We start from the raw sequence: 12,269 nt of genomic DNA, 5'->3' as shown, positions 1-12,269 counted from the left end.
TTTTTTCAACTTTCTTAAAACAACATTAATTCTAGTGACAATTCTTCAATCAAATCTACATTAGATTCAATCATACATTCAATAAAAAATCAAAGTGTGAAAATATTCCTCTAAATAAAATACTTCTGTATATATATTTTTATTTCCGATATTTGGTTAAAGTACCTTCATTCCAGTAATTTTCACCCCAAGTAACAAATATTACTATTAATAGATTTTTTTTTAAAATTAGTCGAATAAATTTCGATTTAAACGTTTATAATTATTAATTTTACGTACAAAAGGTACATGTCAAAATTAAAGATTTGATTAAATAGCTTTTGCTTAATTGCTTTCAACCTAAAGGTGATTTTTTAATTATCTGTTTGGTCTTTAATATTTTATAATATATGAAAAGGTTATTTATACTTACGTTGAAGTTCATCATTTTGATGGCAAATACTACTTCTGGACAGATTGTAAATAACTATGTGCATGGGTATAAGTTTCATGACAAGCCTGGTAACCCCGATGGACCTAAATTGAATATTGATAAATACCCGATATTGGATGGTACTTACAGTTTTAGGGGGTCTACAGATGGAGGAGTTACTAGTTATTTTAATAGGACAAGTTGGAATTCTGATCAATATGGCCAAGGTCATCTTATTTATGATATTCCAAATACAGAGTTCGTTCAGAATTTTCGTTTGTTAGAACCAAATGGTTATGATGAGAATTTTGAAGAGGGCTACCCATTAATTATAATGTTACACGGAGCAGGTGAAAGGGGAAATTGTTGGGGTAATAATTGCTATTTTGGTGGTACTAATTGGGATCCAAATGAAAATTCCCCTCAGGCAGGGCCTAGTACTTCTGGAGACTTGTTAAATAATGACCATAACCTATTGCATGGTGGAAAACAACATCTTGATGCTGTAAATAGAGCAGGTACTAAATTACCAAATGACCCAACCTTGGGTGCTAGAGATTTCCCTGGTTTTGTACTATTCCCTCAAAATTTAAATGGTTGGAATGGGTCAGAAATACAAAGTGTTGTTAGAATCATTCATAATATTCTTAATCAATATAATATTAATAGAAATAGAGTTGTGGTGCATGGATTATCAAATGGTGCCCAACATGTTGTAACACTTTTGAAAACAGATCCGGCCTTATTTGCAGGTGTTTTATTGATGTCGCCTTCAGCTGCTAACACAAAAGTTCAAAATAGTGAGGAGATCGCACACATACCTATGTGGGTTTTTCAAGGAGGAAAAGATGGAAATCCAACTGTAAATCAGACCAATACACTTATTCGAAACTTTGAGGAGATGGGTGGTTTGGCCAGATATTATATTTACGATAATCTTGGACACGGAACTTGGAATACGGCCTATAACGAGCCAGACTTTTTTTCGTGGATAAGAGAAAGGGATAATTCTGATATCCATGTTTATTATGGAGACAGTACCATTTGTGCCAGTAACGGACAGGGTGCTAAATTAGGAGTGCCTAGAGGATTTAGGAAATATGAATGGGAACGTGATGGACAAATTATAGCCGGTTTAGATTCCGCTACTGCTTTTGCAGATATAGCAGGGACTTATCGAGTAAGGTTCAGTAGATTTGAGGAAAACCCATCTGAGGCTGATTGGAATAAATGGTCAAAACCTGTAGTGATTAAGGAAAGTGTGGTCATAACCCCTAAGATTACGGCTTTAAACACCACCCACTTGCCTGATATTAATGGAGTGGATTCAGTTCAACTCCAAACAGAGGAAGCTAGTAATCTGTATTATTATTGGGAAAAAGACGGAGTGGTGCTGAGTGATACTACTTCCTTTCATAATGTAAAATCAGCGGGAACTTATAGTGTCTCCACGGAGACTTTTGGTGGCTGCCCAAGTATTCCTTCGAAGGAAATATATGTCACCTTTAATGCTCCTGCAGATTTAACTTCTCCTACCAATATTGAAGCGAATTTAACTTCTAGTGGTAGTGTGAGGCTTTTTTGGGATGATGAAAGTCAAAATGAAAAAGGCTATGAAGTCTATAGAAGTACCGAGGTAGATGGTTTCTATCAATTTATGGGATTATTGGAGGAAGATGCCATTTCATTTGAAGACACTTCTGCTGTATCAAGCATGGAATACTTTTACAAGCTTAGGGCAGTCTCTAATGATAAGGTATCGCCTTATACTACCGCGGTTTCAATTCTTTCAGGATCTGATAATGAAAGACCATCTACGCCCAATAACCTGATAGTAGAAGATTACACCATAACCTCCGCTACTCTATGCTGGCAAGCCTCTACAGATAATGAAGCTGTTGCACAGTATTATATTTACTTTGGAGCAGACTCTATTGCCACTAATAGTGATGCTACTTGCTTTACGGTTGAAAACTTGGCAGAAGGACGCAACTTTACTTTTACAGTAAAGGCAGTGGACTATAATGGTAATATTTCAATGGCCAGTAATCAAGTAAATGTCACCACTGTTTTTGAAGGGCTAACCTATGAGCATAGTACTAGTTCTTACGATTCATTGGATGAAATTGACTGGAGTTTTATAGAATACACTGGTACAGTCCCTAATTTTGGACTTAGTGAACGCACACAAGATGATTTCTTTAGTTTCAAATTTGATGGTTATGTCAATATTGAAAATGCTGGGCAATATGAATTTAAAACAAATTCGGATGATGGAAGTCGGGTTTATATAGGAGGCTTCGATCCTGCAAATTTAGTCTTTGATAATGATGGATTACATGGTTGTAATGATGGTGATGATATTCCTGTTGTACTGAATTTTAGCGAAGGAGCTTACCCAATTACTGTTACACACTTTGAGAAAAGTGGAGGTCAATGTTTAGAGGTTTTTTATCGATTTAATGGTGGAAGCTGGACATTAATCCCTGACTCTATGCTCAAAAGCGGAACAATTGAAGTTAATGACCCACCATCTGCTCCAACTAATTTAACGGCTTCTACAAATGGTATGAATCAAATTGATTTATCTTGGGATCATAGTGATTTAATTCCTGATGATTTAGATATAGTGGTATTGGGTTCTTCTACTGCAGAAGGCTATGGAGTGGATCCAGATAGTGCTTGGGTGGGTCGCTTGGATCATTGGTTAGGAGAAAATAGCACCACTACTTATTCACTTACAAATTTAGCTGTAGGGGGCTTTACTACTTATCATATTAGACCCGATGGCAGTGATAACGGTTCAAATCCATCAGTGGATACTGATCATAATATAACAAAGGCATTAAGCCTAAATCCTGATTACTTGATTATTAATCTTCCGTCTAACAATGCGAATTTGGAAATACCTGCTGAAACGACCATGGCGCATTATAGAGAAATTAAGGCTTTGGCAAATCAAGCAGGAATAAAGACTTTTGTCATTACTCCTCAACCGAGAAATTTTGGACCATCTTCAAATAAGAGAGTTGTTTTATTAGAAGAACTTGATTCTGTCAGAGCTGGCTTTACAACTTATGTAGTAGATGTGTTTGATAGCTTGGCTGATGATAATGGTATGATTGAGTCAACCCTTGATGCAGGAGATGGAGTTCATTTGAATGACAACGGACATGCCTATATCTTCTCAGAAGTAAAAACAAAACTACTTCAATTTTTAACGCATTTTGAAATTTATAGGGCTCCCGAAAGTGATGGAAATTATCAAATGATTGGTCGTATAGAAAATGGATTTACTTCTCATGAGGATACGGACTTATTGCCAGGTCAAGCTTATTTCTATAAAGTAAAAGCAGTAAATGAAAATGGTAGTTCATCTTTCTCCAATACAGCTAATGCTACCACAACAACAGATACAGACCCGCCTAGCGTACCTTCAAATTTGGAAGTGGTATCAACTACCTACACCAATACGGGTATTAAATGGACTGCTTCGACTGATAATCATAAAGTGGATAAATATTTAGTCTATGCAGATGGGGAATTATTGGGAGAAAGCAATAATAATTCTTTTTATACAAGTGAGTTGGAACCTGAAACTACTTATATATTGACAGTAGCAGCAGTTGATGTCAGTGGTAATACTTCAGCCCCTTCAAGTGGAATTAGTGTGTCTTCAGATTCCCCCGTTTTTTATTATGCTAAAAGTACAGGGAATATAAATGAATTAAGCACTTGGGGTCTATCAACTGATGGATCAGGTACTGCACCTGAAAATTTCATCAATAATGGACAAGTGTTCAAATTAAGGAATAGAAGCTCTAGTTCCGTTTTGAATAATCAATGGCAAATCGATGGAAATATTTCAAAACTGGTAGTTGAATCAGGAGAAACATTGGAAATCTCAGCAGATTTGGACGGAAAAGTTCAAATAATGGATAATGCAGTAGTTCAAGTTAATACTGCAAACCTTCCAGAGTTTTTGCCTTCAGAGCCAGGCTCACATATTTATTTTAACACTTACGACAATTTGCCAGCAGGAAAATTTGGCAATGTTACTTTAAACAGTACTGGTCAGAAAAATTTGAGTGAAGGAATTATGGAAATTTCAGGAAATCTTGAAATTACTGGGGCCTTGGGCTTGAAAGGCTTACCTGGAAATCTCTCTAAATTGTTGATTCATGGTGATTTTCTTATTCAGAATGAATTAAACTCCTTAGCATTGGATAATTTGGTAGCTCTTGAGTTTAGTGGAGGTGGTCATCATAATCTCGAAGCTAGCGGGAATTTACAGTTTTACGATCTAGCAATATCTTCAAATGATACTGTAAATATACAATCAGTTCAACCAATTGAAATTTCATTAGGCAGTGGAAATGGTGGTGGATTAAAAACAGCTGATAACAGCCAAATCAATATTGGAGCTCATACGCTTAAAATTGTGGGGAATGCTGATATTAATTCAGAAAATGCAAATGCGTCAATTGCCTCCAATTTAGGTAGTATAAGTGTTAATTCTTCAAGTAGTGCCACATCCTATCTTCGTATGGATACTGAAATGAATAAACTTACGAATTTGGAATTCATTGCTTCTGGCGAAATGCAACTTCAAAATGAATTAAAGTTGTTTGATCGAATCAAATTAGATGCTGGAATATTCCAATCAAATGGTCATCTGATTCTTAAATCAAATGATACGATAACAGCTCAAGTATTACCTATGAAAAATGGTGCTCAATTACTCGGGCAGGTAAAAGCTGAACGGTATATGGCGGCCGCTAAATTATATAGGTATATTTCATCGCCCGTATCTGGAGTAACTGTTGAAGATTGGCAGGAATTTTTTCCTATAACTGGAGACTTTAGCGGTGCCAGCACTGGAGGTGGATTAGCTTCATCTGCTTCTTTGTTTTATTATGATGAAGATAATGGAGGTTGGAAAGAATATCCGCCAAGTGGCACTGATAATACCTATCCAATTAATGTTGGTACAGGTTATGCACCTTATATTAGAGATCAAAACAATGCAGTTTTAATTGAGAATATTGGTAATCTTCACCAAGGAGATTTTAATTACAATGTATCAGGAGGCACTGGAGATGCGGAAGACGGCTGGAGCTTGATTGGTAATCCTTATGCCGCTACCATTCAATGGACTAACGAGGGGTGGGTGTCAAGTGGAATAGGAAATGTGGTATCAGTAGCCAAGAACATGCCTAATAATGAGTCTCAATTCTATATTTATGACAGAAGTGATGATACAGGTGATCTGGTAAATGGAGAAATTGCTTCTGGTCAAGCTTTTTGGGTGCAAGCAACTAATTTAAATCCAAGTTTAACAATTACAGAAGATGCTATTTCAACAAATGAAAATGCTTCAAATGCAGAATTTTTTAGAACGGTTCCAGGCATAGATCATCACCTTAAGATTGTATTAAAAGATCAATCGAATCAAGAGGATGCGACTTACATTAAATTTAAAGAATCGGCCTCTGATGAATATGTTAAGTTGGAAGATGGCTTTAAGCGACCTAATTCTATTATTAATTTTTACTCTCAGTCAACTGACGGAGTTAATTTGGCAATGAATAATATGTCAATGGAATTTTGTGATTTAAGTATTCCTTTACAAATGAATAATGTCCTAAGTGGTGATTTGGAATTAAAATTTGAAAATATTGATCGTTTTCAATTGGCAGAAGTCACACTGATTGATACTTACAATGAAGATACTATAGCTTTAAATCAAAATCAGATCATAAACATTAGTGTGGACGAAAATGAAATAGCGAGTTATCAAGATAGATTTATTTTAAATTTTGTTCGTCCTGAAAGAGAGTTGAATGAAAATTTGGTATATGATAATACATTTTGTTCTGGAAATTCATCAACGGAAATCGAAATTGAAAATACCCAATATGGAGTTCTTTATTTTATAACTGATGAAAATGGAAATCAAGTTTCTACACCACTTATGGCTACTAATGAATCATTATCTTTTTCAATCGATAGTAGTTCGGTAAATTCTGTTGAACATTTTTATGTGAAATCTCAATTCCCTGGTTGTAGTGTTTATAATATTGGTGGAGAAGTTGAGCTTCAAAAAGAAGAATTACAAGCTCCTGAATTGCAAAAGGATTTTCTTGTAGAATGTGAAGGAACCTCAGTAATGCTAATTGCAAATAGACAGAATGAAACAGATGAAATTTTATGGTATAATGAGTCCTATGAAACGTCCATTGAATATTCTGGAGATACCTTGTTCTATCATGACTTGGAAGATGAATATGAATTGATATCAGCACAAATAAAATCTGCTAATGGTTGTGTTTCGGAAAAATCTATGATTGAATTGTATGCCGATGATTTTGAAGGAGATTTTCTTATTGAAAATAAAGAAATTCAGTGGGGTGATCAGACTGAGTTTTGTTCAGGTACAGCTTCTTCTTTGACTGTAAATATTCCAAATAGTCAAGATGGTATTTATTACACAGCTTATAATGGTGAAAGTGAAGTTTCAACATCTGTTTTAGGCAATGGTGATGAAATAGAAATTCCTATTGATATCAATTCAGTTGGTATGGGTTTATCCGAATTGAAAATTATTGCTTCAAAATCTGGTTGCGAAGAAATGGTTTTAAACACTACACATAGTATTGAAGTAGTTAATTTACCTCAAATTGAACTATTAGATGAGGGTTATATAGGTTTTGAAGGAGAAGAATTTGATATAGCGCTCAATGCCGACAACGAAAGCATTAAATATAAATGGTTTACTTCTGGTAATTTGATTGAAGGTGAAAATAACTCAAATCTTAAAATTGAGAAATTGACTAAAGATTTGTTGCCGATTTCGGTTATGGCTTATAATCAGTTAGATTGTACTAATGACGAAATGGTAGAGATTCCAATTGAAATCATGAGCAATCCTGTTATAAGTTTTGATAAAGAAAATTATAGTGTTTGTGCAGGGGATAGTATTTCAGTGACCTTGGATGGAAATTATGATAACTATTCAGTCAAATGGTATTCTGCTGGGACATTACTAGAGAATGAAAAAGGTGTTGATTTATTTCTTAATAATTTAAATTTAGAAATGCTTCCTATCCAAGTGAAAGTCGAAAATACTTTTGGTTGTAATCAAGGAGAATTAGTTGAGGTTCCAGTTCAGGTTAATTCATTGGAAACACCAATTTTGAAATTTGAGGGCGATTCACTTTTTATTGAAAATCCTAAATCTGAAGCTAAATTATTCTGGTTTTTTAATAATGAATTGCTTCCGGAATATGAAAATAAAAATCGTATTCCTTTAAATGAGGAGGGGTTTTACTCGGTATTATTAGAACATAATCTGTGTTCAGCTAATTCAGAGGAATTTGAGTTTATAATTTCTTCTACTATTGGAAAACTTGATAGGGAGAGCATTCTTATTTATCCAAATCCTACTGATAAAAATTATTTAAATATACATTCAGGGGCATTAAACGGGCTAAATATAAGACTGCAGGTTTTGGATTTAAGTGGTAGAACGATTATATCTGAAACGGTGCATAAAACAGAAATTGAAAACGGCTATAGATTAGAACTTCCCAAAAACTTAAATAATGGTATTTATCAACTGAGAGTGCTTGATAAAGATCAAATTGGTGTTTTTAAAGTAGTTTTGAAATAGTAAAATAAAAGTGAATTTGAAAAAATTAATGTCCATAGCAAGGCTGATATTTATCAACCTTGCTATTTTTCTTATCTTATTATTCGTGGTGAATTTTTTAGTTGGGGTTTATCTTAAGAACAGCAATACTAAAAGTAGAGCTGATCTTCCGAACTATCAGGATAATCGGGAATACGCGAGAAAGATATTTCAAGATTATAATAAGGTTAATCATCTCTATGAGCCATTTGTAGGCTGGAAAACGAAGCCATATAATGGAGAAACAACCAATATTGATGAGAAAGGTATTAGAAAAACTATAGCAGCATCTCAAAAATCTGATTCTGCTAAAATCGTTCGATTTTTTGGTGGCTCAACCTTATGGGGAGAGGGAGCAGACGATCACAATACCATTCCTTCCTTATTTCAAAAATTGAATTCAGATTTTAAAGTTTACAATCATGGACAATTAGCCTATAATTCAAGGCAAAATCTTGATGCTTTAATCTCACTTTATGAGGAGGGTAAAAAATCTGATATAGTGATTTTTTATGATGGAGTCAATGATGCGGCTTTTTTGTGTCCTTCGGATGTGGAAGTTCCTGGTCATAGATTAGTTCCAATGTTTAGAGGTAAACTCTATACCTCATATTTCAGTATGATTAAAGAAGCTATTGGAAAGATTTTCTTCGATAAATTAATACTTCTATCCAAGAAGATAAATCCTGCGGAAAGAGATGAAATGTATAATTGTTTAAGTTCGCCTGAGAAGGCAGAAGCAATAGCAGACTTTATGCTTACCAATTGGGAAATTGCACATGATATTGTGACCTCAAGAGGGGGTAAGTTTTATGCCATATTGCAACCAGCTGCTTATGTGGGAAATCCCAGAGTAGATCATTTGGATTTAGGCCCTGTTTTAGGAGAAAATTTTAGGCAAGTTTATAAATTATTTTATCAAAAAATTAAGGAAAAACAATATCCTTGGGTTTATGACTTAAGTGCCTCATTTAACGGGAATGAACATATTTTCATCGATTTCTGCCATGTTTCACCCAATGGAAATCAAATCATAGCAAAAGAAATTAATGCAGTACTAGAATGAAATTCAGCTAATTAGTTCTACCAAGCCCACCCTTAGATTGTCAAAATCCAACATTTCATTTTTGAGTATCATTCCTAACATTTTTAAAATTTTCTACTTTTTTTTTCAAAAACTTTTCAACATTTAAATTTACTTTAAGCGTTTTAAGTGAAAATATGATAAATCATTGCTCACCTCAAGATGAGGAAGTTTTTACAGATAGGATATGAAAGAGTGTGGCCCTTTTAAGAAGAATATAAGAGTCTTACCACGTTGAATCTAGTGAATATGTTCCAAGCCCTTTAAAATTATCTGATTTATAATGCGTTCTTTATCATACGGTTGTAAATATAAACCTCAAATCAATGTAATGATTCGATGAAAACGCAGCTTTAAATCATAAAATTTAATTATGTTGATAAAAAGTATTATAAAGGGGAAATTCTGTTTGATAGATTTAGTTGCTAATTACAGAGTTATATCGCTATTGATCATTAGCTTTATTTTAAATCAAAGTTTAGCTTTTTCTCAAAATCAAATAGCAAAAGAGAGTCCTGAAGGAACCTGGTATTATGAATATCTTCCTGCTGACTACGATGAAAATAATAAAGATTACCCAATTATGTTTTTCTTTCACGGATTGGGTGAAAGAGGTAATAGTAAAGGGGATTTAACAAAAGTTACCAGAAATGGCCCTCCAAAACATGTGAAGCTAGGACATGATTTTCCATTTATTTTAATATCTCCTCAGTTAAAAACAAGTAATGGAAATTGGTCTCCAAGTTATATGGATGAAGTAGTTGAACATGTTCTCAATAGCGGCCTCAGAATTGATGAAAATAGAATTTACGTTACAGGTTTAAGCCTTGGGGGAGGTGGTGCATGGTTTTATGCACAAAGTTTTCCTGAAAAAATCGCTGCAGTTGCTCCCGTATGTGGTAGTAGGAATAGCACTAGTAAAGCTGAAGATATTGCAGCAGAAAATATACCTGTTTGGGCCTTTCACGGGGATGCTGATGGTGTTGTACCATACTTAAGAACAGTAAATATGGTCAATGCCATAAATGCAATTACTCCCACCATTAGCCCGAAGGCTAAAATGTCAATATATGAAGGAGTTGGACATAACTCTTGGTCAAATGCATATAGTACAGATAACTCCATTCATAGTCCCAATCTTTATGATTGGTTTATGATGCAAAGTAAATCCACTATTTCTGTGAATGCGGGAAATGATAAGATTTTAAATTTACCTAAAAATAATACTACTATTTCTGGAAGTGCTAGTTCTTCAGATGCTATCAGCAGTTATTTATGGGAGAAAATATCTGGCCCTTCTCTGACAATGACGAATACAACTAAAGCAAAACTTTCTGTCAGTAAACTAAAGAATGGAGTTTATAAATTCAGGTTAACTGCTACTGATGATAATGACAATTCAGCTCATGATCAAATGAAACTTACTGTGGTGGAATCTAACTCTTCACCTCTTGCAGATGCTGGTAACAATAAACAAATTGTATTGCCGACTAACTCCATATCTATTTATGGTAGCGGTTCTGATAGTGATGGATCTATTTCCGCATATTCCTGGCGAAAAACTTCTGGTGGAGCAGCTACCTTGAACAACACCAATAATTCAAAACTTAAAGTATCTAACCTTGAATCGGGTATTTATAAATTTGAACTTACAGTGACGGATAATGATAATGCAACACACAGTGATGAGATGCGACTTGAAGTTATTGATGGTGAAAACTTAGTGCCCATGGCAAATGCAGGAGGGGACATCACGGTTCAACTCCCCACCAATTCCACTAATTTAGCTGGTTCGGGCAGTGATGGGGACGGCACCATTGTATCTTATTTTTGGGAGAAGACTTCTGGGCCTTCAGCCACTATTTCAAATGGCGATAATTCAACGGCAACTGCCAACAACTTAGTAAGTGGTGGGGTCTATACTTTTCGTTTGACTGTTACAGACGATGACGGTGCAACAGATTCGGACCTTAAACGAATTACTGTAGTGGAAGCGAATCAAGTACCCACGGTTTCAATCAGCGATCAGGAACAATATATTACTTTGCCAACCAGTACCACCAACATTCAAGCAACAGCATCAGATCCTGATGGAAGTATAGCTTCATATTTGTGGGAAATTGTCAGTGAGGCTGGGGCTTCCACTTTGCAAAATAGCACCACGTCCACGCTAACAGTAAATGACCTAAATGTAACTGGGCAATATGTTTATTCTATTACGGTGACTGATAATGAAGGAGTAACAAATTCAGATACTGCAACTGTAAATATAAATGAAGAAGACTTTAATGAACGTCCATTTGTAGATGCTGGCCGTGATCAATTTATAGTGTTGCCAGAAAATGAGGTTGTGTTGGAGGGCTATGCCTCTGACCCTGATGGCGAAATTGTAAGCTATTTCTGGAAAAAAGTTTCAGGGGGTAATGCTACCTTATCAGGTGAAAATACTGCAACACTTAAAGCTACTAATTTAGAGGAAGGAATTTATCATTTTAGGTTTACTGCTACAGATAATGACGGTGCTCATAAAACTCATGCTACCTATGTAGAAGTAAAAGCTGAGGAATATAATATTCCACCAGTTGTAGATGCAGGTACAAATAAAGCTATTGGATCATATAAAAATTTTACTACGTTTAATGCCATAGCTTCAGATATGGACGGTGAAATTGTAAGTTATCGATGGGAGTTGATTAGTGGGGAAAATGATTTTGTTTGGTCAGGAATAAATACCCCTACCATGGAATTAAGTGAACTCAAAGTAGGGATTTATAAATTTCAGGTTACCGTAGAGGATGATAGAGGTGGTTTGGCTACAGATGAAGTAAGGTTAAAAGTTCGAGATTCGAATATCAGTTTTACTAAAGACGACAAATATTCTGACAACCCGACCATATTTGAGCTTGCTCAACTATCACTTGTTTCAGATTCTATTTTGATAGAAAATGCACCTGAAAATGCTAGCATCCGTTGGTTTTATGAGGATGTACTACAAGAACAATACAATGAGAAAAGCAAGATCCCTTTCAAAATTAGCGGCTCCTATTTTGTAGTTGTTGAGTTTAATGGTTAATCTGTTACAT

3 protein-coding genes are annotated in these 12,269 nt (G+C 34.9%); all 3 read left to right on the top strand.

Annotated features, from left to right (window positions below; translation table 11 throughout):
• Nucleotides 1-389 precede the first annotated feature (389 nt).
• Nucleotides 390-8,084, top strand: coding sequence for a fibronectin type III domain-containing protein (locus tag ABWH96_RS20360; protein ID WP_375579328.1), 7,695 nt, complete (start codon nucleotides 390-392; stop codon nucleotides 8,082-8,084).
• Nucleotides 8,085-8,100: 16 nt separating this feature from the next.
• The gene (locus ABWH96_RS20355; RefSeq protein WP_375579327.1) at nucleotides 8,101-9,168 is read left to right on the top strand and encodes a hypothetical protein; all 1,068 of its coding nucleotides are present in this window, start codon (nucleotides 8,101-8,103) and stop codon (nucleotides 9,166-9,168) included.
• Nucleotides 9,169-9,559: 391 nt separating this feature from the next.
• Entirely contained in the window at nucleotides 9,560-12,259 is a 2,700-nt protein-coding gene (locus tag ABWH96_RS20350) for a dienelactone hydrolase family protein (RefSeq protein ID WP_375579326.1), read from the top strand.
• The last annotated feature ends 10 nt before the right edge of the window (nucleotides 12,260-12,269 follow it).

Origin of the sequence: Marivirga tractuosa (assembly GCF_042140215.1) — a bacterium.
GTDB classification, from domain to species: Bacteria; Bacteroidota; Bacteroidia; order Cytophagales; family Cyclobacteriaceae; genus Marivirga; species Marivirga tractuosa_A.
This window is presented reverse-complemented; position numbering and strand designations above follow the sequence as displayed.